The 25,995-nt window shown below is 54.0% G+C and carries 28 protein-coding genes; 13 read left to right on the forward strand and 15 right to left on the reverse strand.

The window, feature by feature from the left end; translation table 11 throughout:
* The first annotated feature begins 463 nt into the window (after positions 1-463).
* Positions 464-2,377, forward strand: a complete 1,914-nt coding sequence (ftsH, locus tag V7775_RS21815) for an ATP-dependent zinc metalloprotease FtsH (protein WP_335754050.1) — start codon at positions 464-466, stop codon at positions 2,375-2,377.
* Positions 2,374-3,153 (forward strand): formate/nitrite transporter family protein, encoded by a 780-nt coding sequence (locus V7775_RS21820; RefSeq protein WP_335754051.1) that lies wholly within the window; start codon positions 2,374-2,376, stop codon positions 3,151-3,153. Before ftsH ends, V7775_RS21820 begins: the two co-directional genes overlap by 4 nt.
* Positions 3,154-3,262: 109 nt before the next feature.
* Here the strand turns inward: V7775_RS21820 and V7775_RS21825 are convergent, their stop codons facing one another.
* The gene (locus tag V7775_RS21825) at positions 3,263-3,964 is read right to left on the reverse strand and encodes a transglutaminase-like domain-containing protein (RefSeq protein ID WP_335754052.1); all 702 of its coding nucleotides are present in this window, start codon (positions 3,962-3,964) and stop codon (positions 3,263-3,265) included.
* Between the two features lie 193 nt (positions 3,965-4,157).
* Between V7775_RS21825 and V7775_RS21830 the strand changes: the two genes are divergently transcribed.
* Together V7775_RS21830 and V7775_RS21835 are read left to right on the forward strand one after the other, a co-directional pair.
* Positions 4,158-4,403 carry a hypothetical protein gene (locus V7775_RS21830; RefSeq protein ID WP_335754053.1) on the forward strand — a complete coding sequence of 82 codons (246 nt, stop codon included), beginning with the start codon at positions 4,158-4,160 and terminating at the stop codon, positions 4,401-4,403.
* Between the two features lie 306 nt (positions 4,404-4,709).
* A complete protein-coding gene (locus tag V7775_RS21835; RefSeq protein ID WP_335754054.1) occupies positions 4,710-4,838 on the forward strand; it encodes a hypothetical protein in 129 nt (42 codons plus the stop codon).
* 43 nt (positions 4,839-4,881) lie between these two features.
* Here V7775_RS21835 and V7775_RS21840 read toward each other — a convergent pair whose 3' ends face one another.
* Entirely contained in the window at positions 4,882-5,571 is a 690-nt protein-coding gene (locus V7775_RS21840; RefSeq protein ID WP_335754055.1) for a hypothetical protein, read from the reverse strand.
* A gap of 128 nt (positions 5,572-5,699) precedes the next feature.
* On the opposite strand from V7775_RS21840, the gene V7775_RS21845 reads away from it, so the two are divergent.
* Positions 5,700-6,095 carry a cytochrome c gene (locus V7775_RS21845; protein ID WP_335754056.1) on the forward strand — a complete coding sequence of 132 codons (396 nt, stop codon included), beginning with the start codon at positions 5,700-5,702 and terminating at the stop codon, positions 6,093-6,095.
* Positions 6,096-6,125: 30 nt separating this feature from the next.
* Here V7775_RS21845 and V7775_RS21850 read toward each other — a convergent pair whose 3' ends face one another.
* The 4 genes from V7775_RS21850 to V7775_RS21865 are packed head-to-tail and all read right to left on the reverse strand — an operon-like array spanning position 6,126 to position 10,381.
* Positions 6,126-6,737, reverse strand: coding sequence for an ABC-type transport auxiliary lipoprotein family protein (locus tag V7775_RS21850; protein WP_335754057.1), 612 nt, complete (start codon positions 6,735-6,737; stop codon positions 6,126-6,128).
* 4 nt (positions 6,738-6,741) lie between these two features.
* Entirely contained in the window at positions 6,742-8,457 is a 1,716-nt protein-coding gene (locus V7775_RS21855) for an MlaD family protein (protein WP_335754058.1), read from the reverse strand.
* The gene (locus tag V7775_RS21860; RefSeq protein ID WP_335754059.1) at positions 8,457-9,242 is read right to left on the reverse strand and encodes an ABC transporter ATP-binding protein; all 786 of its coding nucleotides are present in this window, start codon (positions 9,240-9,242) and stop codon (positions 8,457-8,459) included. Before V7775_RS21860 ends, V7775_RS21855 begins: the two co-directional genes overlap by 1 nt.
* Before the next feature lie 5 nt (positions 9,243-9,247).
* Positions 9,248-10,381, reverse strand: coding sequence for an ABC transporter permease (locus V7775_RS21865; RefSeq protein WP_335754060.1), 1,134 nt, complete (start codon positions 10,379-10,381; stop codon positions 9,248-9,250).
* Positions 10,382-10,702: 321 nt separating this feature from the next.
* On the opposite strand from V7775_RS21865, the gene V7775_RS21870 reads away from it, so the two are divergent.
* Together V7775_RS21870 and V7775_RS21875 are read left to right on the forward strand one after the other, a co-directional pair.
* Positions 10,703-11,116, forward strand: coding sequence for a cytochrome c (locus tag V7775_RS21870; protein WP_335754061.1), 414 nt, complete (start codon positions 10,703-10,705; stop codon positions 11,114-11,116).
* A 149-nt stretch (positions 11,117-11,265) separates the two neighbouring features.
* Positions 11,266-11,841 (forward strand): cation:proton antiporter domain-containing protein, encoded by a 576-nt coding sequence (locus V7775_RS21875; RefSeq protein ID WP_335754139.1) that lies wholly within the window; start codon positions 11,266-11,268, stop codon positions 11,839-11,841.
* 378 nt (positions 11,842-12,219) lie between these two features.
* Here V7775_RS21875 and V7775_RS21880 read toward each other — a convergent pair whose 3' ends face one another.
* The 7 genes from V7775_RS21880 to V7775_RS21910 form a co-directional block, all read right to left on the reverse strand.
* Entirely contained in the window at positions 12,220-12,543 is a 324-nt protein-coding gene (locus V7775_RS21880; protein ID WP_335754062.1) for a TraR/DksA family transcriptional regulator, read from the reverse strand.
* Between the two features lie 81 nt (positions 12,544-12,624).
* Positions 12,625-13,050 carry an ion channel gene (locus tag V7775_RS21885; RefSeq protein WP_335754063.1) on the reverse strand — a complete coding sequence of 142 codons (426 nt, stop codon included), beginning with the start codon at positions 13,048-13,050 and terminating at the stop codon, positions 12,625-12,627.
* A gap of 23 nt (positions 13,051-13,073) precedes the next feature.
* Complete coding sequence (locus V7775_RS21890) at positions 13,074-13,520, reverse strand: DUF6691 family protein (protein WP_335754064.1); 447 nt, start codon at positions 13,518-13,520, stop codon at positions 13,074-13,076.
* A 3-nt stretch (positions 13,521-13,523) separates the two neighbouring features.
* Positions 13,524-13,955 carry a YeeE/YedE family protein gene (locus tag V7775_RS21895; RefSeq protein WP_335754065.1) on the reverse strand — a complete coding sequence of 144 codons (432 nt, stop codon included), beginning with the start codon at positions 13,953-13,955 and terminating at the stop codon, positions 13,524-13,526.
* Positions 13,955-14,170, reverse strand: coding sequence for a YgaP family membrane protein (locus tag V7775_RS21900; protein ID WP_335754066.1), 216 nt, complete (start codon positions 14,168-14,170; stop codon positions 13,955-13,957). Before V7775_RS21900 ends, V7775_RS21895 begins: the two co-directional genes overlap by 1 nt.
* A gap of 85 nt (positions 14,171-14,255) precedes the next feature.
* On the reverse strand, positions 14,256-14,849 hold the full coding sequence (locus V7775_RS21905; RefSeq protein ID WP_335754067.1) for a Crp/Fnr family transcriptional regulator: 594 nt from the start codon (positions 14,847-14,849) through the stop codon (positions 14,256-14,258).
* Positions 14,850-14,969: 120 nt separating this feature from the next.
* A complete protein-coding gene (locus tag V7775_RS21910) occupies positions 14,970-15,821 on the reverse strand; it encodes an NAD(P)H-hydrate dehydratase (protein WP_335754068.1) in 852 nt (283 codons plus the stop codon).
* Between the two features lie 125 nt (positions 15,822-15,946).
* On the opposite strand from V7775_RS21910, the gene V7775_RS21915 reads away from it, so the two are divergent.
* The 5 genes from V7775_RS21915 to V7775_RS21935 are packed head-to-tail and all read left to right on the forward strand — an operon-like array spanning position 15,947 to position 21,868.
* Positions 15,947-16,654 carry an ABC transporter ATP-binding protein gene (locus V7775_RS21915; RefSeq protein WP_335754069.1) on the forward strand — a complete coding sequence of 236 codons (708 nt, stop codon included), beginning with the start codon at positions 15,947-15,949 and terminating at the stop codon, positions 16,652-16,654.
* Between the two features lie 5 nt (positions 16,655-16,659).
* On the forward strand, positions 16,660-18,198 hold the full coding sequence (locus tag V7775_RS21920; RefSeq protein WP_335754070.1) for an ABC transporter permease: 1,539 nt from the start codon (positions 16,660-16,662) through the stop codon (positions 18,196-18,198).
* Entirely contained in the window at positions 18,188-19,003 is an 816-nt protein-coding gene (locus tag V7775_RS21925) for an ABC transporter permease (protein ID WP_335754071.1), read from the forward strand. The genes V7775_RS21920 and V7775_RS21925 overlap by 11 nt, the downstream gene beginning before the upstream one ends.
* 4 nt (positions 19,004-19,007) lie before the next feature.
* Positions 19,008-20,219, forward strand: a complete 1,212-nt coding sequence (locus V7775_RS21930) for an efflux RND transporter periplasmic adaptor subunit (RefSeq protein WP_335754072.1) — start codon at positions 19,008-19,010, stop codon at positions 20,217-20,219.
* Positions 20,216-21,868 carry a PHA/PHB synthase family protein gene (locus V7775_RS21935; RefSeq protein WP_335754073.1) on the forward strand — a complete coding sequence of 551 codons (1,653 nt, stop codon included), beginning with the start codon at positions 20,216-20,218 and terminating at the stop codon, positions 21,866-21,868. Before V7775_RS21930 ends, V7775_RS21935 begins: the two co-directional genes overlap by 4 nt.
* Here the strand turns inward: V7775_RS21935 and V7775_RS21940 are convergent.
* Positions 21,865-22,209 (reverse strand): phasin family protein, encoded by a 345-nt coding sequence (locus V7775_RS21940; RefSeq protein ID WP_335754074.1) that lies wholly within the window; start codon positions 22,207-22,209, stop codon positions 21,865-21,867. The genes V7775_RS21935 and V7775_RS21940 overlap by 4 nt on opposite strands.
* 134 nt (positions 22,210-22,343) lie before the next feature.
* Between V7775_RS21940 and V7775_RS21945 the strand changes: the two genes are divergently transcribed.
* Positions 22,344-24,920, forward strand: coding sequence for a cation-translocating P-type ATPase (locus V7775_RS21945; RefSeq protein WP_335754075.1), 2,577 nt, complete (start codon positions 22,344-22,346; stop codon positions 24,918-24,920).
* Here V7775_RS21945 and V7775_RS21950 read toward each other — a convergent pair.
* Positions 24,908-25,945, reverse strand: a complete 1,038-nt coding sequence (locus V7775_RS21950) for a sodium:calcium antiporter (protein WP_335754076.1) — start codon at positions 25,943-25,945, stop codon at positions 24,908-24,910. The genes V7775_RS21945 and V7775_RS21950 overlap by 13 nt on opposite strands.
* Between the last annotated feature and the right edge of the window lie 50 nt (positions 25,946-25,995).

Raw genomic sequence — 25,995 nt, forward strand, 5'->3', positions numbered from 1 at the left:
TTGCAGATCAGGTGAAAAGCCTTGATTGGAAAGTGAGAAAAGCAAAGCGAAAAGGTCAAGTTACCTCAACGGAGCTTGCAGAGGTGCGCGCTAAATCCGTGGCCTTGATCCAGGGGTGAGGTAGATTTTCTGTCCACATTTTTAATGTAAATCAAAGCGTTACTAAGAAGCCTGTAATCTATATTATGTTAATAAACGTATGAATCAGCTTCATATTCTGTGAGGCAAATTTTTAATATTCATTTGTCCGTCCAATCGGAATCCAACATCAAACGTTCCGCTTGTACGTAACTATCTGCAACTGGCCCAGGTGATTACAATGCGTGCGGTTTTGTACACTCAGCCAATTGTTCCAGATCAATCCTACTGAACGTAGTTCGATTAACTTAGCTCCGAGACATCGGGCATTGATGGCAACAGCGTCAGTTTGCCTTCGACTATCTACGTTTGGGGGCGGAATATCATGGAAAATCACAGCGGACCGCCGGAGCCGGTCAAACCGTCTCCGTTGAAACAGTTTTTGTGGTATTTTGTTATCGGTCTGGCGGCCTTTACACTATTTTCAACGCAATTTCCGACAAATGAGCGAACGCAGACGGCTGTATCCTACACTGCAATCAAGGAATTGATCCGCAATGGCGATGTCATCGAAGTGACACTCGAAGCTACGGCCATTGTGGCCGTCTTGCGCTCTCCCACCAACGAAGGTGTCGAACAGCACCGCGCGATCACGCCGCAGCAACCTGATCCGGATTTACTGCCAATGCTTGAAAATGCAGGGGTCATCATCACTGCCAAAGCACCCGCGACCCCGTCGGTTCTGTTGTCATTCCTACCATGGATCCTGATCATTGCTTTTTATCTCTGGATCAGCAGGCGGATGATGGGCGGCGGTATCAGTGGCGGTTTACCGGGCGGGATTGGTGATTTTCTTGGCGGCAGGTCCACAAAACCGACAAAAACAACCAGTAAAGTCACTTTCGCAGATGTTGCTGGTCAAGACGAAGCCAAGCGTGAGGTTTCTGAACTTGTTGAGTTCCTGCGCGATCCGGACCGGTTTCAGAAGGTGGGCGCGACGGTGCCACATGGTGTCTTGCTGATGGGTCCACCAGGAACTGGCAAGACACTGTTGGCCCGCGCGCTCGCAGGCGAGGCAGATGTGCCCTTCTTTTCTACTTCGGGGTCAGAATTCATCGAAGTTTTTGTGGGGGTCGGCGCCGGTCGGGTGCGCAAGATGTTTGAAGAGGCGCGTAAACAAGCCCCGGCGATCATCTTTATCGACGAATTGGACAGCATTGGGCGCACCCGAGGCACTGGTCTGGGGGGCGGCCATGATGAGCGCGAACAGACATTGAACCAGATCCTGGCTGAATTGGACGGGTTTGCGGCGCGCGAGGCCGTGGTGGTTTTGGCCGCGACCAACCGCCCCGATGTGCTCGACCCCGCGCTCTTGCGTCCGGGTCGGTTTGACCGCCATGTCACTCTATCTTTGCCAGACAAGCTAGCGCGCCGCGCGATCTTGGATGTGCATGTCAAGGACCTGCCAATGCACCAGGATGTTGATCTGGATCAGGTGGCGGCAGGCACGCCGGGCTTCTCGGGAGCTGACCTGAAAAACCTGTTGAATGAAGCCGCGATTACGGCTGCGCGCCATTCAGCCAGTGACATAACGTCCGCCGACCTGGACGAGGCACGCGACAAAATCATGATGGGAACAGTGCGCACTCTCGCGATCCAACCCGACGAAAAGCACCGATTGGCAGTGCATGAGGCTGGGCATACCGCAGCCTCCTATTACAATCCCGACGCCGACCCCTTGTACAAAGTAACGATCATTCCACGCGGGCGCAGTCTTGGCAGCACGCATATGCTCCCGGAAATCGAACGCCATACTCTGCCCGAGGGTTATTTGCGCGTCCAGCTAACCACACTGTTGGCTGGGCGCGCGGCGGAAAAGCTGTTGTTGGGCTCAGTCAGTTCGGGGGCAGATGACGACATCCGTCGGGCAACTGCGATGGCGCGCTCCATGGTGGCACGCTGGGGAATGGACCCGGAGATCGGCCCAGTGGATTTGCGCGAAAGCGAGGATCACCCGTTCCTTGGCCAGCAGATTGCCCAGCCACGATCTTTTTCGGACGAAACCGCAGCGCAGGTGGATCAGGCAGTGATGAAACTGCTGCACACCGCCGAAGATCAGGCCACGCAGCTTATTGACGACCACCGCGGTCAGGTTGCAATGCTGGTGGCGCGATTGGAGGCCGAAGAAACGCTTAATCTGGATGATATCAAAGACTGTCTCGAACCGGCTGAAAAAAACCACCCTTTTGTGAAGAAGCCCAAGGTCGACGAACCAAATGCGCCGGATCAACACAAATGAGTACTGAAGACACCCACGACGCTTATCGGCCAGCAAAGATTGCCGTTTTAGTAGAAGGTGCAGGTGTCGCTAAGGCACATCTACCGATATTTCAGATGTTTGTTCTGGCTGTTCTTGCAGGTGTGTTCATTGGCTTTGGCGCGGCTGCCTACACCGCTGTTATGACGGGAATGGATGCCAGCTATGGACCTGCAAGACTGCTGGGCGGCGTGGTGTTTTCACTCGGTCTTATTCTTGTTGTCATCGGTGGAGCGGAATTATTCACTGGCAATGCACTTATGGTCATGGCGGCTGTTGATCGCAAGATCACGGTGCCGTTACTCCTGCGAAGTTGGGCCGTGGTGTATGTGGGAAACTTTATCGGTGCCGCTGCACTTGCAATCGCGTTTGGTTTTTCAGGACTTCTTGAAGGTCTAATGGGTACCACAGCGGCAACAATCGTCGAAACCAAGGCTACATTGCAACCAATTGAGGCTTTCGTGCGCGGTGCTTTGTGCAATGCGCTAGTATGTCTTGCGATTTGGTTGTCATTTGCGGCACGGACAGTCGCGGGAAAAGTATTGGCAATTCTCTGGCCCGTCAGCGCTTTCGTGTTGCTTGGCCTCGAACACTCGGTTGCGAATATGTATTTTTTTCCGCAGGGTTGGATGGTTGGGGCCAGCCTAACAATGGGTGAAGCTGTGGCAAACCTATTCTGGGTTACCTTTGGGAACATTCTAGGTGGTGCTGGCGGTGTCGCATTGGCCTATCGGTTTGCTTATCTAGGGCAAAAATAATGGCGCTTCGTCTCTAGTTCTTGTCAGAATCCAGTGGTTTTCTCACGCCGCTTTCATGCTGGAGAGTGGATCAACTTCCTTGCTGAGGCTGGTTCATGAATTGCTTCAATCATGATCCATCCCTCGCAGTTGCATGTCTGGCTTGCCCTTTCCTAAGCTGTTTGACGCGGCGATTTACACGACCTATCATCAGCCAATAGGCCAACATCCGCCATAAATCAGGACGATTATGATACAAGGCGCTGTCATAATAGTCAGCGGCTTCATCCCAAACTCCGTGATCGTCAGTGACAGCAGCCATCTGCGCAAGGACTTCTTTGTCGATGTTTAGATCTGCGCCTGCGTGGACATTTATCAAAGCAAGCGAAAACTCGACCTTCCATCCGCGGCGGGCAAGTTCGCACTCTGCTGCCTGATGCAGGGGCATGTCGTTGATAAAGCTGTCAATCCGCCGCCACGTGCCCTCGATCTCTACTTCGATCCGCGAATGAGAGATTTCTTGCGGCAACAGCCAATAGGCTAGCCCCGAAAAGAACCCTCGTTGGATGTCCTTGCTGATCAATGAAAAATGTATGCGTGCAGGGATTCCACACGCGCGACAAAGTGTTAGGCCCAACGCCGCCTTGGTATTGCATTGGCCAACCCCAGTTTTGATCGTCTCGGACGCTGGGACAAAATCACCCTTTGTGGGAAAGCCAAACAAGATTTCATCACGAACGAACATAAAGATTCGTTCAAGCTTTTCCCGATCCGTTGTGGCTCCGCTGGTAAGGTGGTCAGCCGTTGCCATAGTGAGGGGGGGGATCTGCATCTGCAAGTATGTTTGCCATATTCGTTCCAAAGGCAAATTCTGAGGAAAGGCTATCATTCCGCATTCTAGCGTAACTGATTACGATCAACCTACTTCGCGGTCTGGAAGGCCATCAGAATTGATCAAAATCAAAGTGCCAGAATCTATCGTGCTGTAAGTTTGTCTAGCGAGTGGAGGAATTGAGGTGACATCTATGATCGAACACAAGCACTGTTATGGCACGATGTTTCACGACAGCCTGCATTTCGAAGCCAACGACACTATGCAAGGCAAGGTTTTTAGTTTTGAAGTGGACAACGCCGGGTTGGCTCGATCACAACGCAGCATCCAAACAAATATCGCAGAATGGGATGACTGCATTGCATGTCCCGAGTTTGTTCATTGCTATAAACTATGTATGGCCAAACTCGCGTTGGAGGCCGCAATCTCGGATAAATGACCCGATTGCAAAACAAGAGCATGGCAAATGGCCTACCAAACAATCTGCTATCTGACTGGCCGTCTTCTTAATCGTTTCGGACGCGCACCTCAGGCTAAGGGTACCTCAGTTCGAATATCACTCGCTATTTCGACCAAATTCACAAAACAAGACGATCACCGTTTAGATGATGATATCAGTAACAGGTCTGCGCAACGACATTGGTAATGTCGGAGCATGACCGAACCGAACAATCAAGTCAGGCCGAATATTTGGCCTACCCAACCATCTGGAAACACCCTCCCGTAACTCTGGGAGCTCAATGGGTTGATTGATATGTGCGTTGCGAATTCCAAAGACAGTAGCTTGCAGCGCAAACCGTTGAAAATTTTGGCCGACTTTGATCCAATGTTTGAGGTCTTCTTTGTTGCCTATAAAAACCGCGATCCCGGCTGAAGAGCGGATCTGACGCCAGTACTTGTCATTTTCAGTTTTTTACTTAAAGAATTGAGCAAAAAAGACGTTCGGCTAACCAACTGGGGGCAACCGGATTGCCCGAACAGGCAGAAAACAAACCGTCGTTTCCGGCCAGCGCTTGGTCTGGTGTGAACCTGATCCAATCGCGCAACTCGGCCACAAAGGCGGGATCATCCATTTGGGCGCCATTGCATTCAACAACAAGCTCAAGATCAATATTTGAGACTGGCGTTGAATCGTATTCGGAGCGTGTGGACTGACGTAGCGGGATTGCCTGATACAGATCGGTTAGACGCTCTTGGCTTGTTGCGAGGCCAATTGCAATCCGAGTATCGACGCTATTTTCAATGGTAGTGTTGGCCCGCCAACCATTCGCCTTGGCGGCAATCGTTAGATTTTCGGCAGCACATCCCAAACTGATATACAGATGGTGGTCATCAGGGTCGACCACCGCCGTTCTGCGCGTAAAATCTGGCAAGATGGACACGCGACCGTCGGTCAGTTGGAATTTCCAAGGTTGCGTGTTGTGGCCATTGGCGGCCAGCGTTGCCATACGCACCAACTCGACCATCTTAGGATCAGGCGAAGGCAATTCCCTTTGGCGCGCCAATTCTACGTCGAACGCGCCCAACTTTGGCCACAACCCATATCCGACAGCCCCGAGAGCGGTGGCCGGGAGGCCGGACGCGATTAGGTTTCTGCGTGAGAGCATTCACGGTTCCTTTCGCAAACAATCTCCTGATCGTTGCAATAGGATTTTCTTCTGGGTGAATTGATGCATGTCATTCAAGCTGACGGATTCAGCTCTTAATCTTGTTTTACCAAACAGAAAGAACGGCGATGAAACAGCTTTTTCCTTTGATAGCGGCTTTATTCTTGGTTCCAAACGGTGCATTGGCGCAAGATGCTGATGCCGGAGCAGCACTTTATGATGTGCATTGTGCCGTCTGTCATGGCTTAGCAGGACGCGGAAATGGCCCCTTTGCTCCTGCACTACTGTTACAGCCACCTGCGTTAAATGACTTAGCAACACGGCACGGTGAGTTCCCGACAGCTCGTGTTGTCATGCGCATTGACGGGCGTGACCCGCTTGTTAGCCATGGCTCTCCGATGCCTATCTATGGGCCCTTCTTTGAAGGATCAGACACTTCGTTAAAATCTGAAACAGGTCAACCGATCATGACGAGCCGCCCCATTGTCGACTTGGTGGCCTATCTAAGAAGAATTCAGGAATAGTGTTTGAAGGTTTGTTGCCAGAGTTCTTGGTCAAACCTTTTGAACTGCCCAATCTGACATGTTTGGCAAAATATCATTCAACACGGCTTGAAACGCCGCAACGATCATCTTGGGATCATCGCTCAAGACTTCGCTAGATTGCGAGAAAAGACGTGTCGCGACGACGCGCTGATCCCGGTCGTTGATGATCGTGAGATCAAGATCAATTCGCACTTCAAACGTGCCGTCTTCCAATACACTTACATCAAATGCGTCGATCCGAACCAACAGTGCTTTGTCGGGTATCGGTCCTGCGTCGGTCCGTCCAACGTAAGCGATACGCCCGGTCTGAGAAATACTCCGGATCAGCAGCGACTGCACGACCGCCGGTAATTCATCACTCCAACGTGCGTCGGGCAGGTATGTGATGGAGGCGGGGTCTGGTTTAATCAAGATCCGATCCGTCGCTAGCGCAGCTGGGGCTTGGGGCAGCGCCACCAACAATGTGCGCGATTTTCGCCCCCCAGCACGCGCCCTCGAAACTGGGCGCAGATCGTAGGTATCCAAAGGTTTGGCCGCCGTGTTCAGTGAGGTAATCGCGGAACATCCACTGAAAGAACAGACGGCACCCATAAGGGCCATTCGGCGGGTCAATTTGGACATCGGCTTATCTCCTGTATTCGGGGACGCGGCCATCCAGAATGAAGCGCGCGGGGTCACGTTCAATCCGGCGGGTCAGGTCGCCAAGTGTTTTTACCAGTGTACGCGCCTCTGCGGCAAGCCGTGATAATTCAGGCAGCCCTTTGCTGGCGAAATCACCAATACCGGGGGTGGCTTGTGCAACAGCGGTTTGAATTTGACGGGCAACTGCATCGCTGCGGGCGATCAGGGCGCGCAGTTCGGTTGTGATGGCGGGCATGTCCTTGGTGACATCGCTGACCGCCTGACTGATCTGCGCCGACGCCGTGCGTATGTCATTCATCATCGGTGCCAAATCAGTGTCCAGCACCTCTGATGCCGCGTCAAATGTTGTCTGTGCCGACCCCAACGCGCCATCTGCACTTTCAAGTGTGGTGTCCAACGTGCTCAGGCTGCTCTGCGCTCTGTTGAACAACGTGTTGGCAGAGCCGATGGCTTGCTGCGCCTCTTGCAACACCGGGTCAAAACGATCTGTCAGGCCCGTCAGGTTCGCGGAAACATCCTCAACGGCCTTACGGGCGCTTGCAACCCCGATGCGAATATCTGTCATAATCGCTGGTACATCGTTTAGGACAACGGCCTCAATCGTAGCGATGGCAGTCTTGGCGTCGGCCAAAACAACGCGGGCTTCGCTCACCAGCAAGGTGCCGTCCCCATCGACAAGCTGATCAAAGCTGTTTGAGGCTTCGGTCACGGCGGTAAAGGCGGTGTTGGCTCCTTTTAACGACCCTTCCAACTCAATCAGTCGTGCATTAAATAGGTCAGCCGCTTGTGCATACCCGTCGAGTGTTGTGCTAGATCGTGCTTGTAAATCAACGATGGCTGCATTGGTCAAAGACGCTACCTCGGCCACTTGGGCAAGGATATCCGGCAGCTGTTCTTTCAATATGAGCGTTGCCTGATCAAAGGTTTCTTCAGCGCTGCCAATCGCATCGATGGACCCTGCCAGCGCCTCGTCCGCCGTTTCAAATGCGCCCGTTGCAGCGGCCATTGTGCTGTCCGCCTGCTTAAGCGTGTTGGCGACGGAGGCACCGATTGTGTCCAGACGGTCCGTGAACACCGTGATCTGAACGGTCGCATCCCGCACTGTGCCCGATATCTCGGAAAAATCATTCAATGCCTGGTCCAGCCGGCCTGAAGACGCATCCAAATTGCGCAGAATATTCGTGACGTAGGTTTGGTTTTCCGGCCCGGTCAGAATCTGGAACTGTTCCAGCAGTCTGGTCGCTTCCTCCAGTAAATCGGGCGCATCTTGCACGATTGATTGCAAGCTGGAACGCCGTGACGGGATGATCTGCCAACCCTCGGAGTTTTCCACCAGCGGGGGTGCCGCGGGGGTGCCACCCGACAGCGAGATGTAAGCGACGCCTGTCACGCCTTGAGATTGCAACTGGGCGATGGTGTCAGAGCGGATGGGCGTAGCCGCCTCAATCTCGATGGTGGTGAATACCTTTGAAGGGTCTTCCTCAGCGATACGTAAACCGATGACGCGGCCAACGGAAATGCCGTTGAAAGAGACATCGCCCGATGGATCAAGGCCCGAGACGTCTTCGAACAAAATGCCGTAGCTTTGGTATTGTTTGTTCACCTGAACGCTTGCCAACCAGATAAAAAACGCCAACGTGCCGAGAATGGACAGCAGGGTGAACGCGCCAATCAGGATGTAATTTGCACGGGTTTCCATCAATACGTTCCTTCTTGGGTGGCGGTTGACAAAGCTGCGCGCGCACGCGGTCCGTGGAAATATTCATGTACCCAAGGGTGATCAACTTGCAGCATTTCATCCATCGTGCCCACAGCCAACACCCGTTGATCGGCCAGTACCGCGATGCGGTCACAGATCGCGTGCAAGCTGTCCAGATCATGTGTCACCAGAAAGACAGTAAGCCCCAACGACGCTTGCAATTGTTTGATCAGAATATCAAATGCGGCGGCCCCAATAGGATCAAGCCCGGCCGTTGGCTCATCCAGAAATACAATTTCGGGGTCCATCGCGATGGCGCGCGCAAATCCGGCGCGTTTGCGCATCCCGCCCGACAGCTCGGAGGGGTACTTTGACATCGCATTCTCGGGCAGGCCGACCATGCGCACCTTTATCCCAGCCAGTGTTTCACGCAGGGTATCATTCAGCTTCAACTGCTCGCGCATCGGCGCTTCGACGTTTTGTCGCACAGTGAGCGATGAAAAAAGCGCGCCGTCCTGAAACATAACACCCCAACGGCGGCGCAATGCGCGAAACTGCCCGTCAGATGTGGCCCGCACGGTTTCGCCAAAGACTTCGATCTGGCCTTCTTGAGGGTCCAACAAGCCAACGATGGCGCGCAAGAGTACGGATTTACCGGTGCCCGATCCACCAACAACGCCGATAATCTCACCGCGCTGCACATCCAGATCCAGACCGTCATGCACTGTATGCGTGCCAAACCGCGTGACCAAACCGCGGACCTTGATGATGGGATCATTTGCCATGTGCGTCACACCCCCACAATCGCGAAGAAGATTGAAAACATGGCATCCACCACAATGACCATGAAGATCGACAGCACTACTGATGCAGAAGTCAAACGCCCAAGCGACTCAGCGTTCCCGCCGACGTTCATGCCCTGATAACATCCGATAATACCGATAATAAGCGCAAAGAATGGCGCTTTGATCATACCAACACCAAAGTGCCAGACGTCTGTGTTACTGACCAGTCGCGTCTGGAAAACCGCAGGCGAAACGCCCAATTCAATCCACGACATCAACGCCCCGCCGACCAATCCGGATATGTCAGCAATCAACCCAAGTGCCGGCAACATCAGCATCAAGGCAAGCACACGCGGCACGACAAGGATTGTCACCGGATCAAGGCCAAGGGTGCGCATCGCATCAATCTCTTCGCGCATTTTCATCGATCCAATTGCGGCGGTGAAGGCCGAGCCTGAACGTCCTGCGACAATGATTGAGGTCAGCAGGATACCAAGTTCACGCAGGATCGAGATTGCGATCAGGTCGACCACAAAGACCTCCGCCCCGAACTGCCGCAACTGTGCCGAGCCTTGAAAGGCAAGAACAACGCCGATCAGAAATGCCATCAAAGCGACAATAGGTACCGCACTCACCCCAATTTCCTGACAGTGATGCACCACCGACGTCAGACGCAAGCGACTAGGGTGCCGCATGATCCCGCCCAACGTCGCAATTACTTGACCCAGAAACGCGACAAGCTCGACCATCATGCGGAACCCGCGCGTGACTTTCTGCCCAAAAATCTCAAAGAGATCAGCAATGCTTGGCGGCAATAAAGGAGGTTGGCCCTCTGGCGGCATGTTTTGCTCAACCGTCTTGAGCAGTTGAGCTTGGGCAGAGTTAGCTCCTTTAATTTCAAGCAAGATGCCACGCTGCGCTGCGCGCGTGCGCTGATCAACAAGAAACCATGCACCGGCGGTGTCAATCTGGGCCAAGGCTGAGATATCGATAGATGACATTTCACCTGGAAAGATGTGCCGCGCGTGACCAGTCAGCTCCATCACCGTGTCAATCAACAAGTGGCCAGACAAGATCACTTTACCATCCGATTTCGAGACGATGATCTTTTTCTCCAACGGGGCTTCAGTTTCACTCATGGGGCGCTGCAGTATAAATGATGCTCAACTGCTGCATGCTTGGCACCGGCGCAATTCAAATACTTGTTCGGACAGAGGCGTGGAAATTGCAGCTGGGTTCGCTAGAAGGTCAACAAGAACCATATTTTTCTCTCGGTCCACAATTAAAGATGCATAAAAATGGTTTAGACAGCACATTGGCATCTAGCTTGATGCAGATCAATCGCCCTAACAGTGCTTCGTGGGAGTGTTGTCAAAAGATATCTTGTGTTGGATACTTGCTAACCATTCGGTTTCTCTACCCCTATTACCATTTTGTAAACACCGGAGACGTATCAAAACATGAACCTTCATTCATTCATTTTCGCGAGCGCTTGCGCGGCCTCGCTGTCCGCCTGTACGCCTGCATCAATCGACGCTGCCGACGCGAAAAAGCGCGGGCAACTTGTCTACGCCAAAGAGTGTTCACAATGCCACGGCACACGCGGCGAGGGAGGCGGCCCTGCGTCGCTTGGTTTAGGTGTTGCCCCACCTGAATTGATCGGGCTGAAGCAACGCAACGATGGCTACTTTCCGCGGGAATTCGTAAGCCGTTTCGTGATGGGACTGCTCGAGAAAGAGGATCCGGACTCGCCCATGCCCGACTTTGCGTCTGTCGGATTGCGGCATGTTTACCCGAAGGGTGGTGCCGACGGCGAAGTACTTGAGGCAGATTTCGAAGACCTGCTTGATTACCTGGAATCGATCCAAGAGTAAGCGCTACCGATAAGGGTGAAAATGTTGTTATGATTGACACTTATGCATTTTTGACGCTGGGAGTTTTGTTTTAGGTTGGATTAGCAGCCGATCAAATTGGTCGGCGCACCCAGATCCCCCGCGTGACCCTTTTGTTGGTTTGAGGGCTCATTGCTGGTGCAATGGGACTGCTGCCGAAAACCGTTGATGCATTAACGGACAACATCACCGTCATGGCATTGACGTTGGTTGCACTGCTGCTTGGAGGCTCGCTCAAGTTAGGGACGCTCAAGTCCCACGGTGTCGACATTCTGGTGATTTCTGCCGCGATTGTTTTGCTTACCTTGGGTTGCGTCACTACAGGGTTAACTTTGCTAGGGGTGGACTTTTCACTAGCGGTTGTACTGGCAAGTATTGCCACGGCAACTGCCCCCGCTGCCACCATGGACGTGATCAAGAAAAGGGGCATTTCCAATAGGTTCACCCAGATCATAACGGGGATTGTGGCTATTGATGATGCTTGGGGCCTTTTGACATTTAGTCTGTGCCTCGCCATCGCGTCACATTTGACAGGTGGAACCGACCCCGTTGCCGTTGCCGCCCTTTATGAGATTGGGGGCGCTCTGTTCCTAGGGCTGATGATTGGCCTGCCAGCTGCTTTTTTGACTAGCCGCATTGAACAGGGTGAACCGCTTCAAATCGAAGAGCTGGCCGTCGGGTTTCTGACGGCTGGCCTTGCGGTCTGATTTAATGCCTCGTTTCTGATGACAGGTATGGTCGCGGGCGCACTGATCGTTAACTTCGCCAGCCACCACACGCGCGCGTTTCATGAGATAGAACATATTCAATGGCCCCTTATGATTGTCTTTTTCATTTTGGCGGGTGCTTCGCTTGAGTTGGGTTCTGTCAAAGCCCTAGGTTTGGTAGGTCTCTCATTCATCGCATTGCGCGTGGCATCGCGGCTTATGGGCGGTTGGATTGGTGCCTATTTTGCGGGGCCGCATCCAAAGAGCGGAACCTTTTTGGCATGGCTTTGCTGCCTCAGGCAGGTATTATCATCGGAGCGACTGTGTTTTTGAAATGGTCGGACCATTTGCCACGCTGTGGGCCGTCCGTCGCAGCACCTAATCTAGGGTCGCGCAGCGTTTGCATAATGGTGCATAAAGAACCGCGTTCAGCCGCGCCTCTGAAATCGGCTCTTCGCATTTTTTGCAGATGCCATAACTGCCGTCTTTGATCCGTGTCATGGCAAGATTGAGCAACGCAATTTCCTTTTGTGCGGCCATCCCGAGACCTTCCAGCACCTCGTCATCTTCAAGGTCGATAGACTGGTCATTCATATCTGCAGACTTTGGTTCGCCAAGTTCATGGTCAACCTCGTGTATCCGCGTATCAAGCTCTTGCAGGCGCGTGGAAATCAACTGTGCGTAATGGGTCAGGTCAGGCATGTTTTGTCCTCAATGTATTTGTCAGGACATAGATATAGGCAAACCAATTCTACGGATTGATGCGGATCAATGGCCCTGCCCTCACGGGCGACGCGCGCGGGTTGGGAAGTTGAAAACCTCCACCAGAAACGCGGTGAACAAACCAAAGGTCAGCAACCCGTGCGTTGCTGTCATGCCTGCCAGCAAGCGCCAGCCTGGCTCCAGAACAACATCTCCGTAGCCGACTGTCGTGAACGACGCGATCGAAAAGTAGAGCGCAGGTTCAAGCCCGTCGAACAATCCCAGAGCGATATATAGTGCCGCCCAACCCCAGACGGAGCTGGTCAAGACAAGTAGAATCCAAAGCCCCGCGATTCCAAGATCAAAGACTAGAGGAAGCCGTCCATAACCAAACGCATTTGTATTATCTAGCCAACGCAACATCCGTGCGGCGAACCCAAAAAGCATGATGGATATGGCCAGTGAGCCGATCATCATGGTGGACCCGATAAAAAGGGCAAAGAGCATTACGCTGTCCCTATTCTTCTTGCTCACTCGGCCGGTTGCGCGGTGTTCGACCGGGCCGCAGCCCAATCCGACAGGACCCTTGTCACCAGCATGCCTGCAATCAGGGCAGCCACAAAAGTGACAACCTCCGCGTTCAATGTTCCCAATGCAGGCAAGGCACCCCCGGGGCAAAAGCCAGCGATGCCCCAGCCCACACCAAAGATGCCGGCACCCGTCAGCAATCGGGCATCAAGCCGCCGGTTTTGTGGAATATCAAAGGACGGCTCGAAAACAGGGCTCGGCCTGCGCAAGACCAGACGGTACCCGATGAAAGCGACAACGACAGCACCGCCCATCACAAAGCCAAGACTTGGGTCCCAAGCGCCTGCAATGTCGAAGAAATTGATAACCTTCGCGGGGTTCGCCATACCTGACATGGAAATGCCCGTGCCAAACAGAATACCAATTAGAAAAGTCAGAATGTTCCGCATGGTTCAGGCTCCCAAAATATGACGTATGACGTAGACCGTCAGGCCAGTCGTCAGCATGAAGGTAGCGGTCGCAGCAAATGATCTGGGCGACAGCCGTGCCATGCCGCAGACGCCATGACCGGAGGTGCACCCGCTTCCTAATGTGACACCAATACCGACCAGAAACCCGCCGAGCAGCAGCAACGGTGTCGACGCGGGCACGTCGATCGCTGGCAGTTGGCCTGCAATGGCATAATAGACCCAAGGGCCTACAAACATGCCAGCCAGTAACAGCACTCGCCATGTCCAGTCATACCTGCTGGCGGGCAAGAGCACGCCGGCCAAGACGCCGGTTGCACCCATAATCCGCCCCCGCAACAGCATCAAAGTAACCGCTGCGAGACCGATCAACATGCCGCCCACCAGCGATGCGATGGGTGTAAACACGGTCTCCATCAGTTGATCTTGCAGGTGGACAGGCCGACAATCCGGTACAGTGGGCAAAACCGGAAAAAGGCGGTTGCGACAAGGACCAAGCCTACTGCCATGCTACCATATGTAAGTCCGGCACTAGACCAAATGGCGGGCATGTTCAAAAGCGGTGCAATGAAAAGCACAAGACCTAGAATGGCCCTTAGGATGCGGTCCATATTTCCAACATTTGCAGGCATATCATTCTCCTCTTTGGATTTTTTTCAGTAAGTAAACGCGCTCATAGCGCCAGTCTGTCGGTGACAATGTCACAAGAGCTTGCATTCAAGATGCATCAGCAAGCCGTTCTATCGCCGCGACATCGCGCAACTCGATCTCCCCTCGACTCAGGCGTACCCAGCCACGACGCTCAAATTCTTTGAGTTGGTGGCAGATCACTTCGCGGGCTGTTCCCAGTTCAGTTGCAAGCTGTTGATGTGTGAGGCGCAAAACAAATCTGGCGTCCTGTAGCTCAAGCAGCTTTTGAGCGACGCGAACGTCCATCCGCTTGAACGCAATTTCTTCGATTACCAGAAACAGGTCCGTGATCCGCTTTGAGTATGCCTCAAATACAAAGGAGCGAAATTCTTTGGAGATTGCCATCAATTCGTCAAAGACATTGCGCGGGATCATGATCGCTTCGATTTCTGTTTCAGCTATGCCTTCAAAAGCCAACAGACAAGCCGTTGTCAGAACGCAACTTTCGTCGGAATGCACGCGGTAAAGCACAATCTCGCGGCCATCTTCTGACAATTGTTGTACCCGCACGGTGCCCGACAACAGCAACAGTAGGTTTTCTGCCGGACTCCCTGGCCCGAAAATTAGCGCTTCTTTTTGCAAGGTGATCTGGCGTGAGCGTTTGTCCAAGAGTTCCGACACGCTATCAGATATTCCTTCTAGACTAGGAAAGGCCGTCCGCCATGAGTTTGTCATCAACATAAAAGATCACCTGCCTTTTGATCTTTTTACGACAGATGCCGCGTTACTGGTTGATCTACATCAACGCAAAACGTCTGGAAGCATTTCCGGGATATCTTCAGCAATCAAACCGGGGCCAAATGCATCAGCACAGCGAAAATGCAGGTCCGTAGCGATTGCGGCTGCTTCAAACCCGTTAAATCCTCGTGCCAGAAGACCCGTTACAAAACCGGCCAACACATCGCCTGATCCTGCTGTAGCAAGCCAACTTGCATTAAGGAACGGTTTTGACGAGACAATCATTGGGATGTGGTTGGGAGCGGCAATAACTGTATCGGGCCCTTTCAACAGAACTACGCACCCCGCCTTTTTCGCGGCGGTTTGTGCAAGCGACATGCGGCAGGACGTTGTTGCAAATGCCTCGGGGATGAAACGTCGCAATTCGCCCTCATGAGGTGTCATAACGCTTTGCGGATTTGAAATGGCAGGCAGGTTTGCCGACGTGTCAGCGATCAAAGTGATAGCATCGGCATCAAAGCAGGTCGGAAGCCCCAAAGAGAGAACGGCCGCGAGATGGCTTCGACTGTCGCCATCCAAACCCAGGTTTGGTCCGATACAGATTGACCGAGGCTTGATCGCATTAAGGCGGCCTACAAAGCCAACATCGCAAGTATAGGTTTTGACCATGATCGCGTTCAACTGGGCCGCATGCTCAATAAGGGAGTCTTGCCCGCACACAACACTGACCACCCCAGCCCCGATGCGCAACGCGCCCCGTGCGGCCAGTCTTGCTGCACCTCCTTGCCCTGCCGGGCCCGATACAACGGCCGCATGGCCATAGGCATATTTGTGCGCATCTCCAGACTTTCTCAACGCTTGCCAGCGGGCGTCTGACATTTCAAAGACAGTCGCTTGTGGTTCTTGAATTGGCATTTTCAGTTCCCGCTCCGTTCAGGCCAGCAAGACATCTAATACCCAATGTTTTCAACCGGTGAATTGAGATCAATCAATTCCAGTGCACGACAGATCTCTATCTAGGGGGTACCAAGGAGGCATAAGTGGCAGAAATCATTTTCAAAACAGAAGGTGTCACAAAGGTCTACGACACAGGTGATGTGAAGGTTTACGCACTAGATGGTGTGGATCTTGAGCTCTACAAAGGTGAGTTGACCGTTCTGCTTGGCCCCTCGGGAAGTGGGAAATCCACGCTGCTGAATATCCTTGGCGGGTTGGATCATGCAACGGACGGGCGGGTCTGGTTCGACAACGATGAATTGACAGATATGTCCGATCGAGGCCTTACAAGATATCGCCGTGATCATGTCGGTTTCGTGTTCCAGTTCTACAATCTGGTGCCCAGCCTTACGGCCCGAGAGAATGTACAGCTGGTCACCGACGTGGCCCCCGATCCAATGCCAGCGGAAGAAGCACTAGAACTGGTTGGCTTAGGCAACCGGATGGATCACTTTCCGTCAGAAATGTCGGGTGGAGAGCAGCAACGGGTCGCCATCGCCCGGGCCATCGCAAAGCGCCCTCAAATCCTGTTGTGCGATGAACCCACAGGTGCTTTGGACAGCACAACAGGTGTGCAAGTGCTGGAGGTCTTGCGCGACATCAACGAGAGGTTCGGCACGACCACCGTTGTCATCACCCACAACGCCGAAATTCAGCGCATGGCACATCGGGTAATCTTTTTCCAAGACGGCAAGATCAGTGAGACGCGGATCAATAAGACGCGCATCGCCCCGTCCGAGATTGTGTGGTGATTGCCATGCATGCCCTAGATATCAAACTGCTGCGCGACTTTAAGCGGCTTTGGATACAAGCGATTGCGATTGCCTTGGTTTTGGCCTGTGGTGTGGCAATCCTGCTGACCTCCGTCGGGATGTATAAAGCTCTGTCGGAAACGCGCACCGCTTACTACGAGCGCAACCGTTTTGCCGATGTTTTTGCCCATACCATCCGCGCGCCCCTGTCATTGCTGGCCGAAATTTACCGTATCGACGGGGTGATGAGCGTCGAGGCGCGGATTTCAGGCGATGCAATTTTGGACATTCCGGGACGCACCAAAACAGCAGTGGGCAAGATCCTGTCATTCCCTGAAACCTCTGATCCGGTATTAAATGTGCCCCTGCTGGTCACAGGCCGTTTCTCCGATCCTCTCAGCACACACGAAGTTGTTGTGAATGCGCCATTTGCGACGGCAAATGGGTTTGAACCCGGCGACCAGTTCAGCGCCAATCTGCGCGGCCACAAGCGTGAACTGACGATTGTCGGCACTGCGTTGTCACCTGAGTTTGTCTATACTATCGGCCCCGGTGCGATGATGCCAGACAACGCAGCCTTTGGCATCATCTGGATGCCCGAACGCGCCGCAGCGGCTGCGTTTGACATGACGGGGGCGTTCAATGACATTTCACTGGCCATTGCATCCGGGATGACAACCGCGCCGGTGATTGACGCACTTGATAGGCTGCTGGAACCCTACGGTGGCTTTGGGGCCTATGACCGCGCTACGCACCAATCCGATGCGTTTCTGGATGCCGAGATTAGCCAACTCAAAGGGATGGCTGCGATCCTGCCGCCGATCTTTTTTGCCATTTCGGGGTTTCTGGTCAGCATGGTGATGAGCCGGATTATAACCTTGGAACGCAGCGAAATTGGGCTGCTCAAGGCCATCGGATATTCGAACACCGAAATTTGCCTGCACTATCTGATGCTGGCCGCGCTGATTGCTGTGGTTGGGGTGCTGGCTGGATGGATTGCTGGAACGGTGCTGGCTCGGGTAACGGCAGCGCAATATGCGCAGTTCTTTGATTTCCCTTTTGTGATTTTCCGCGTGTCTTATTGGGTTTATGCGGCGTCTGGTTTGGCAGGTTTGCTGACAACCAGCTTGGGTGCCGCGCAGGCAGCGCTAAAAGCTGCGCGTCTGGCACCCGCCATTGCGATGCAGCCCGCTGCTCCTCCACGGTTTAAACGCTCAATCATTGATGACGCGATGACGCGCATGCGTTTGGCGCAATCTACGGTCATGATCCTGCGCTCGCTGCTGCGCTGGCCATTGCGCAGTTTTCTGACCTCGCTGGGCCTTTCCTTAGCTGTCGCGTCGGTGATCGCAGCAACATTCATCAATGATGCCCTTAGCGAAATTGTCGATTTGGCATTTTATCAAACCAACCGCCAAGACGCGATGTTGCTCTTTGCCGAAGATGTCCCCGAAGCGGCGTTGGAAGACGTGCGCAACTTGCCGGGCGTGTTGCAGGCTGAAAGCCATCAGTTTCACGCGGCAGTTCTGCACAGTGGCCATTGAATCGCGCCGCCCCGGCAATGATCTTAGCCGCGTGTTGGATGCAAGCGGCATTTCGCTAGACGTGCCTCCTGGCGGCATTGTGTTATCAAAGCGGCTTGCAAGCCATCTCGACGTCAAAAGCGGCGAGACCATCGACATCGAATTTCTAACCGGGCGGCGTGAAACCTTTGGCGTCACTGTCACAGCACTGGTGGATTTGCATTTTGGCCTCGGCGCCTACATGGATCTTGAGTATCTGAATGCACTGTTTCGTCAGGCCCCACGCCTGTCGGTGGTGAACATCACGTTCGACACGATGCAAACCCAAGCGTTGCACGCCGCCATCAAAGATATACCACGCATTTCTGGCATTATCGAAATGAACGAGAATCGCCGTTCGTTTGAGAACACGGTTGAGCAAAACATCGTTGTCATGAACACGATCTACATCGCGGTGGCCGTGCTGATCACCATTGGCGTAACCTATAACGCCGCACGCATCCAACTGTCGGAACGTGCCCGCGAGCTCGCCAGCCTGCGCATTCTTGGCTTTGGGCGGGGCGAGGTCTCCTACATTCTGGTGGGTGAAATGATGCTGATCGCGCTGATGGCCCAGCCCTTTGGCTGGCTGATCGGTGCGGGCATCGCCCATCTGATGACCAATGCTTTCACCAGTGATCTTTACGCAATTCCGCTGGTGCTGAAACCGGCAACTTTCACACTTGCCAGCCTTGTTGTGCTAAGCGCCGCGCTTGCTTCTGTGATGATTGTACGCGTGCGACTGGACCGACTCAATCTGGTGTCTGTCATGAAAACGAGGGAGTAAAGCGATGGCCTATTCAACACGTACGCTTGTATTGATTGGCATTGGAGCAGCACTTTTAGCAGGGCTGTCTTATGTCAGTTTTAGCACCGATCCGATAGCCGTTGATTTGGCAATGGTGACGCAAGGACCGTTGGAAGTGACCATCAATGCCGATGGCCAGACGCAGGTACGCGATCTGTTTGAGGTCGCTTCACCTATATCCGGCACGGCGCTGCGGTCCCCTGTCGCCGAAGGCGATCATGTGCGGGCGGGTGAGACGGTTGTTGCGATCGTCCGGCCCTCTTCTTCCGAGTTGTTGGACGCCCGCGCACAGCTTCAGGCAGAAGCGGCGTTGCAAGAGGCGCTGGCCGCGCGACATGTTGCACAAGCCGATTTGAAGCAGGCTGAAGAAACGCTGCGCTTTGCGCAATCGCAGTTTGCAAGGACCAAGGCGCTGGTCACGCGCGGCGTGGCCTCGGTTACGCGGTTGGAAGACGACACTCAAAGACTGGCCGTCGCGAATGCCACTACTGAGGCCGCGCAGGCACGTATTAAAATGGCGGACGGTACAATTGAACGGGCGCGGGCCAGTCTTTTGTCACCCAAGGATCAGGATGCAGCACTGGAGAGCTGCTGTATTCAACTGACTTCGCCCGCTGATGGTGTCGTTCTATCGGTGGCAGCCATCAGCGAACGGCCGGTTTCTATGGGCACACCACTGGTCAGTATCGGCGATCCGAACAGGCTTGAACTGGTTGCGGACATTTTGTCGAATGATGCGGTGCGCCTTGCGCCCGGTGCATTGGCCCATGTGGAACGCTGGGGCGGCGGTGAAATTTTGCAGGCCAAGTTGGAACGGATTGACCCCAAGGCCCGCACTAAAATCTCGGCACTTGGAATCGAAGAACAGCGGGTCGATGTGTATTTCAGTTTGATCAACCCCTCAGGTGCACGGCCAAATCTGGGTGACGGTTTTTCTGTTTTTCTCAGAATTGTCGAATGGCATGCAGAAGACGTGCTGCAGATCCCGTTAAGTGCCGCGTTCCGAGATGGCAGCAGTTGGGCTGTTTTTGTGGCGCTGGACGGGATCGCCGAAAAGCGGGCCGTAACCTTGGGCCGCCGCAACAACCGGATTGTCGAGGTGCTGAAAGGGTTGGAGCCTGCCGAACAGGTTGTCACCCACCCCAGTGATGCAATTGCCGCCGGTGTGACGCTCATAGAAAGGTCGCAGCTATGAACACGGATCGTGACGAAACGCGTGGGCTTGACGCCCAATGGCACGCAACACTTGGTAAATTCACTGGCGGGTTGTCCCCCGCAGCGCTCGCCACCGCGTATGTGGATTGGGGGCTGCACCTGATGGGGTCGCCGGATAAGCAATCCCAGCTGTTCAAACAAGCATTGACAACGAAGACTGCGCAGGATGTGAAATCTGATCCAAGGTTTGCTGACCCCGCGTGGGATCGTTTTCCTTTCAAGGTTTATGCGCAGGGGTTTTTGGCGACGCAGAACTGGTGGGGCACCGCTACCACGAACATAAACGGTGTTGACCCGAAACACGCACAGATGGTCAACTTTGCAGCGCGACAGTGGCTCGACATGATGTCGCCCTCGAATTTTGCCGCAACGAATCCGCAGGTGCAGATGCGTACACAAGCCGAGGGCGGACAGAACCTGATGCGAGGTGCGCGGTACTGGATCGAGGATTTCAACCGTCTGCTGACCAAGCAGCCGCGCAAGTCCCTTAGGTTTAGTGTTGGTCAAGAGTTAGCGACAACACCCGGCGACGTTGTGCTGCGCAATGATTTGATCGAGCTGATCCGTTATCACCCGACAACGGCTAAGGTGCATCCCGAACCGGTTCTGATCGTGCCTGCGTGGATTATGAAATACTATATTCTGGACCTTACCGCACAGCAGTCACTGGTGGCCTATCTGCGCGATCAGGGTTTTGAAGTGTTTATTATGTCATGGAAAAACCCCGAAGAAGATGACGCAAATCTGTCGATGCAGGACTATGTCGATCTGGGGGTCCGCGCGGCTATCGCCAAGATCAAAGAGCTGGGGCATACCCATCTTCATGCAGCCGGTTACTGCTTGGGTGGCACACTTTTGGCCATTGTCGCGGCGGCAATGGCAAGGGACCGCGATGACAGTCTGGCCAGCGTCAGTCTGCTTGCGTCGCAGGTCGATTTTTCCGAACCCGGCGAGCTGGGGCTATTTATCAACGAAAGCCAGGTGACCTTTTTGGAAGACATGATGGCGACACGTGGATACCTGAAGGCCGATCAGATGGCTGGGGCCTTCCAGCTTTTGCGCTCAAACGATTTGATCTGGAGCCGTGTCATCCGCCATTACCTTCTTGGTGAGCGGACACCTGACAACCCGCTGCTGGCGTGGAATGCAGATACCACCCGAATGCCAGCGCGGATGCATTCGCAATATCTGCGGCGATTGTTCTTGGGAAATGATCTGGCCAAGGGGCGGTTCAGGGTCGATGGGACCGCAATTGCGCTTAGCGATATTCGTGCAAAGGTCTACTGTGTGGCCACGGAGGCGGATCATGTTTCGCCGTGGCGATCGGTTTTCAGATTGTCGTTGCTGACGGATACGGATGTGACATTTGTTTTGACCAACGGAGGCCACAACGGCGGTATCCTGTCAGAGCCGGGCCACGCTGGACGCCACTTTCGCTGCGGCCACAAAGATGAGGGCGATGCGCATATCACCGCTACGGATTGGCTTGATGGCCACCACCCCCAAGACGGATCATGGTGGCCGCATTGGGCGCAATGGCTGAAGAAACGCAGCGGGCCGGTCCAGATCCTTCGTTCTACGCATCTTGACGCGCTTGATGCGGCACCAGGGCGCTATGTGTTTGGCTAGGGTTTGTGTTCGGGGCCAAGAGCCTTGGTCCCCATTTCAACAAGCTTGCCCGTCTCGGCCTGATATTGGTCTATTGCTTTTTGCATGAATTGCGCTTGGATATGCTGAAGATCAGCGGCGTTCTTACAATGCAGGATTTCGTGCTGGATCTTCACATCTTCTTTGATCCGCTCGGCGACAAAGCGAACCACTTCTGCGCTCATGTCGCTCAACGCTTCCATCCATGCGGTGCTCATGCCCAGCATATTGCCGAAACCAGCTCCCTGAAGCTGGGTCATTGCGTTGAATGGCTCCTCCTTTGCGGCGGTCTTGGGGTCTTGTGTCTGAGGTTTATCGGCCATTTCAGGTCCTCCGATTGATGAATTTACGCGTGCCACGCTAGGCCAGGATTCCGCGGTGGGTTTGATATTGCTCAATCCACCAAGACCCTGCGTGCCGATAACGAAACCCAAATATTAGCAAACGAGGTAGGCCCGTGAAGGACATTGCGCGACAGACAGGTTTGACGGAGCAGGAGGTATTTGCCGCGCGTCACATTCATGGGTGGAATGAACTGCCAGTGGTGGTGCAATCAGGGCCGTTTCGGGTTTTGTTGCGTCAATTCTCCAGTTTCCTCGTGCTTATCCTGATCGTTGCCGCTGTCGTCGCACTTGCTTTGGGCGAGCGGGTGGACGCGATCACTATCGGTCTGGTTGTCTTGCTGAACGCCGGTTTGGGCTTTGTGCAGGAATGGAAAGCAGAAACTGCGCTGGCATCCCTGCGCAAAATGCTGTCGCCACAAGCAATGGTCCTGCGAGATGGACAGGAACAGATGATCCCCGCCAGAGACATCGTACCGGGTGATATCCTTGTTCTGGCACCCGGGGCCAAAGTGGCAGCAGACGGATTGGTTGTTCAGTCCGTCGAACTGCGTGTTGATGAAAGCGTCCTGACAGGGGAATCTGTGGCGGTCGCCAAGGGTGAGGCCGAAAGCGGACAAGCGGTATTTGCGGGGACATCTGTCACTGCTGGGCGGGCCGAAGCACGGGTCATCGCAACGGGTGCAAACACTGAATTTGGCAAGATCGCTCATCTGACAGGATCGGTTGGATCAAAGACCACAAACCTGCAAATCAAGCTGGGTCAACTGGCTCGCCAGCTTGGGATTGCCGCGCTGCTGGTCGCGGTGGGTGTCACCTGCCTTGGGCTGTTTTTAGGGCGTGATCTGATAGAAATGGTGATGACAGGGTTGTCTTTGTCTGTCGCAATGGTGCCCGAGGGGTTGCCCGCAGTTGTAACGATCACGCTTGCGCTAGGGGCCACGGCGATGGTGCGACAGAATGCTTTGGCACGCCGCTTACAAGCCGTCGAAACGCTGGGTGCGGCCTCGGTTATTTGTACGGATAAGACGGGGACGCTGACTGAGAATAAGATGACCGCAACACAGGTCTGGACCATGGATCGCAATTATGATGTGACTGGCACAGGCTACGATCCTGCTGGGCACATTGAGGTTGATGGTAAACGCCTGCGCGCAGCAGACGATCCTGTGCTGGCGGCGCTATTACAGGCTGGCCTATATTGCAGTCACGCGCGATTGCACCGCGACGGTGAAGGCTGGCAGATGGTGGGTGCCCCAACCGAAGGGGCGTTGATTACGCTTGCCTACAAAGGTTGGTGTGACCTGCCAAGTGAACGCGGTTTACTGGCGGAAATTCCATTCAGCAGCGCGCGTAAACGGATGTCTGTGCTGTATCAATCTGAAACAGAGACATCGGTGTTGACCAAGGGCGCGCCTGAACAAGTGCTTGAGGTTTGCACTCAGGTCGTGACTCAAAACGGTGCGCGCGCGCTGTTACCAGCGGACCATGAGATGATCCTGCAAGCCTACAGCCAACTTGCGGAAAAAGGATTGCGCGTCATTGGGTTTGCCCGCCGCCCCGCCGCTGATCAACAGATCACGGAGGACCACTTGATATTCCTTGGTCTGGTTGGGTTGATTGACCCCCCAAGGTCAGAGGTGCATGATGCGATTGCCCTTGCCCGCGCGGCAGGAATCAAGGTTGTCATGATCACCGGCGACAGCCCAATCACCGCAGGCGCAATCGCGGATCAGTTGTCTTTGAATGTAACGCAACACTTGACCGGGACTGATCTGGACGGCTTGAATGATGCAGACCTTAGCGATCTGTTGCAGGGCGACGTCCTGTTTGCGCGCACCAAACCTGAACAAAAAATGCGCATCGTCTCAAGCCTTCAAGCACAGGGACAGATTGTTGCAATGACAGGAGACGGAGTGAACGACGCCCCTGCCCTGAAACAAGCGGACATTGGCGTGTCGATGGGGATCAGAGGCACTGATGTTGCGCGCGATGCTTCTGATCTGGTGCTGCTCGACGACAATTTCGCGACCATCGTGCGGGCCATCGGAGAAGGGCGACGCCAGTTCGCCAATGTTCAGAAATTCGTGCGCTATTTGTTGTCTTCGAACGCGGGCGAAGTCATCGCATTAGTGGTAAATATCGCCATTGGCGGTCCGTTGGTTTTCCTTGCAACCCAGATTTTGTGGATGAACCTTGTGACCGACGGTGTTACGGCGGTTGCCTTGGGGCTGGAGAAATCTGAACCTGACCAGATGAGTCAAAAACCGCGCCGCAAGGACACTCCGATACTGGGCAAAAGCGGCATGGCGACCATCATTGTGCTGGGAGCTTACACAGGTTTGTCGAGCCTTTGGATTTTCTTTGAGCTAATGGAAATCGGTGTTGAACTGGCCCGAACAACCGCATTCACGGCGATGGTGGTATTCGAAAAAGTCAGCGTCTTTGCTTTCCGCTCCCTGCGCTTGCCGGGTTGGCGCATTGGCTGGTTCAGCAATCCGTTTCTGTTGTTGGCACTTACAGTGACACTAGGCGCACAAGTGCTGGCCGTTTACTGGCCACCACTGCAGGTCCTTTTGCATACAGTGCCCATTGGGGTCGATGAATGGACTTTAATCGGCATCTTTGCCCTCCCTATTCTGGTGGTGCCTGAGCTGCTAAAGGCAGTGAGCCTGAATCTTCAGCGTACATAATAGTATGCCGCAAGGCTGGCTAAAAACGTCAGCAAAACAAGGATTGAATCCAGTCCGAACACGCCTATGCGTGGTTTGCGTCGCACAATCAGCCCGATCAGATAAATTGCTGTAACGGTCATTCCAAATCCCACTGTAAGGCTAACCATGCGCGACGTATTTTGCAAAATCGGGCCTGCGCGAAACAGAATATCGGCAGGGAAAATCAGCACCAGCATAATCAGGTTACTGCCAAAGATGTTCGAGATCGCCATCGTATAGGCACCGATACGCACCGCTGCGATGCTTGTGCTCAGTTCCGGTAATGATGTGGCCGCGGCCAGCAATGTGACGCCAATAAACCCGGTGCCAAGACCCGATTGGTCTGCAATGCGATCGGCAAACAAGACAAGGAACAAACCAAAGATCAAAATGGCTGCGCAGGACGCAATGGCCTGCCAAATCAAACTGGTATTGCCCGCATACGCCAAACCCGTGGGTGCCGGAAAGGCAAGAGGATCAGGATCGGGCAAATCAATGGGCACCCAATCGCTGCTGTCATCATAACGGCGCAACAACCAGATTGCTCCGACGTAGATTACTGCGATGCAAATGCTGCCAACGCCTACACCAGCAAACACTAATGTCTCGCCCAGATTGGTGATGACAAGCGTCACAGACAACAGCAACACCAACAAGGTCGCCTCAAGTGCGTGGTTTGCCTTGCGGGGGTAATTTGTAATCGGGCCGCGTGCCCAAAAATCTGCCATTGCTAGAATGGCAGTTTGTAACGCGATGCCGCCAAACAGATTGTTGAGCACAAGATCACGCGATTGCTGGATGGCGGCCGTCAGTGTTGTGGCGACCTCCGGTAGCGAGGTCGCCAAGGACAAAAGCAACAGACCCACCAGCGATTTCGCCAGTTTGAACCGATCTGCCAGGGCGTCCGCTAGATATGCCAACCGCGCTCCGGCAACCCAAACGCAGGCGGCACTCAGCGCGAAGAAAACCAAACTTTGGATCAGGGATGTGGCTGGGATCTGCATCCTTGCGGTCTAACGAACAAGAGCGCGCGCCCGTTGACATGCCTCAATCA

It is taken from the genome of Sulfitobacter sp. (genome assembly GCF_036960155.1).
Taxonomy (GTDB): Bacteria; Pseudomonadota; Alphaproteobacteria; order Rhodobacterales; family Rhodobacteraceae; genus Sulfitobacter.

Excerpts from the sequence above, each read along its gene's own strand:
- ftsH (WP_335754050.1), top strand. The coding sequence starts at position 464 with ATGGAAAATCACAGCGGACCGCCGGAGCCGGTCAAACCGTCTCCGTTG.
- V7775_RS21820 (WP_335754051.1), top strand. The coding sequence starts at position 2,374 with ATGAGTACTGAAGACACCCACGACGCTTATCGGCCAGCAAAGATTGCC.
- V7775_RS21825 (WP_335754052.1), bottom strand. The coding sequence starts at position 3,964 with ATGCAGATCCCCCCCCTCACTATGGCAACGGCTGACCACCTTACCAGC.
- V7775_RS21830 (WP_335754053.1), top strand. The coding sequence starts at position 4,158 with ATGATCGAACACAAGCACTGTTATGGCACGATGTTTCACGACAGCCTG.
- V7775_RS21840 (WP_335754055.1), bottom strand. The coding sequence starts at position 5,571 with ATGCTCTCACGCAGAAACCTAATCGCGTCCGGCCTCCCGGCCACCGCT.
- V7775_RS21845 (WP_335754056.1), top strand. The coding sequence starts at position 5,700 with ATGAAACAGCTTTTTCCTTTGATAGCGGCTTTATTCTTGGTTCCAAAC.
- V7775_RS21850 (WP_335754057.1), bottom strand. The coding sequence starts at position 6,737 with ATGTCCAAATTGACCCGCCGAATGGCCCTTATGGGTGCCGTCTGTTCT.
- V7775_RS21855 (WP_335754058.1), bottom strand. The coding sequence starts at position 8,457 with ATGGAAACCCGTGCAAATTACATCCTGATTGGCGCGTTCACCCTGCTG.
- V7775_RS21860 (WP_335754059.1), bottom strand. The coding sequence starts at position 9,242 with ATGGCAAATGATCCCATCATCAAGGTCCGCGGTTTGGTCACGCGGTTT.
- V7775_RS21865 (WP_335754060.1), bottom strand. The coding sequence starts at position 10,381 with ATGAGTGAAACTGAAGCCCCGTTGGAGAAAAAGATCATCGTCTCGAAA.
- V7775_RS21870 (WP_335754061.1), top strand. The coding sequence starts at position 10,703 with ATGAACCTTCATTCATTCATTTTCGCGAGCGCTTGCGCGGCCTCGCTG.
- V7775_RS21880 (WP_335754062.1), bottom strand. The coding sequence starts at position 12,543 with ATGCCTGACCTGACCCATTACGCACAGTTGATTTCCACGCGCCTGCAA.
- V7775_RS21885 (WP_335754063.1), bottom strand. The coding sequence starts at position 13,050 with ATGCTCTTTGCCCTTTTTATCGGGTCCACCATGATGATCGGCTCACTG.
- V7775_RS21890 (WP_335754064.1), bottom strand. The coding sequence starts at position 13,520 with ATGCGGAACATTCTGACTTTTCTAATTGGTATTCTGTTTGGCACGGGC.
- V7775_RS21895 (WP_335754065.1), bottom strand. The coding sequence starts at position 13,955 with ATGGAGACCGTGTTTACACCCATCGCATCGCTGGTGGGCGGCATGTTG.
- V7775_RS21900 (WP_335754066.1), bottom strand. The coding sequence starts at position 14,170 with ATGCCTGCAAATGTTGGAAATATGGACCGCATCCTAAGGGCCATTCTA.
- V7775_RS21910 (WP_335754068.1), bottom strand. The coding sequence starts at position 15,821 with ATGCCAATTCAAGAACCACAAGCGACTGTCTTTGAAATGTCAGACGCC.
- V7775_RS21920 (WP_335754070.1), top strand. The coding sequence starts at position 16,660 with ATGCATGCCCTAGATATCAAACTGCTGCGCGACTTTAAGCGGCTTTGG.
- V7775_RS21930 (WP_335754072.1), top strand. The coding sequence starts at position 19,008 with ATGGCCTATTCAACACGTACGCTTGTATTGATTGGCATTGGAGCAGCA.
- V7775_RS21935 (WP_335754073.1), top strand. The coding sequence starts at position 20,216 with ATGAACACGGATCGTGACGAAACGCGTGGGCTTGACGCCCAATGGCAC.
- V7775_RS21940 (WP_335754074.1), bottom strand. The coding sequence starts at position 22,209 with ATGGCCGATAAACCTCAGACACAAGACCCCAAGACCGCCGCAAAGGAG.
- V7775_RS21950 (WP_335754076.1), bottom strand. The coding sequence starts at position 25,945 with ATGCAGATCCCAGCCACATCCCTGATCCAAAGTTTGGTTTTCTTCGCG.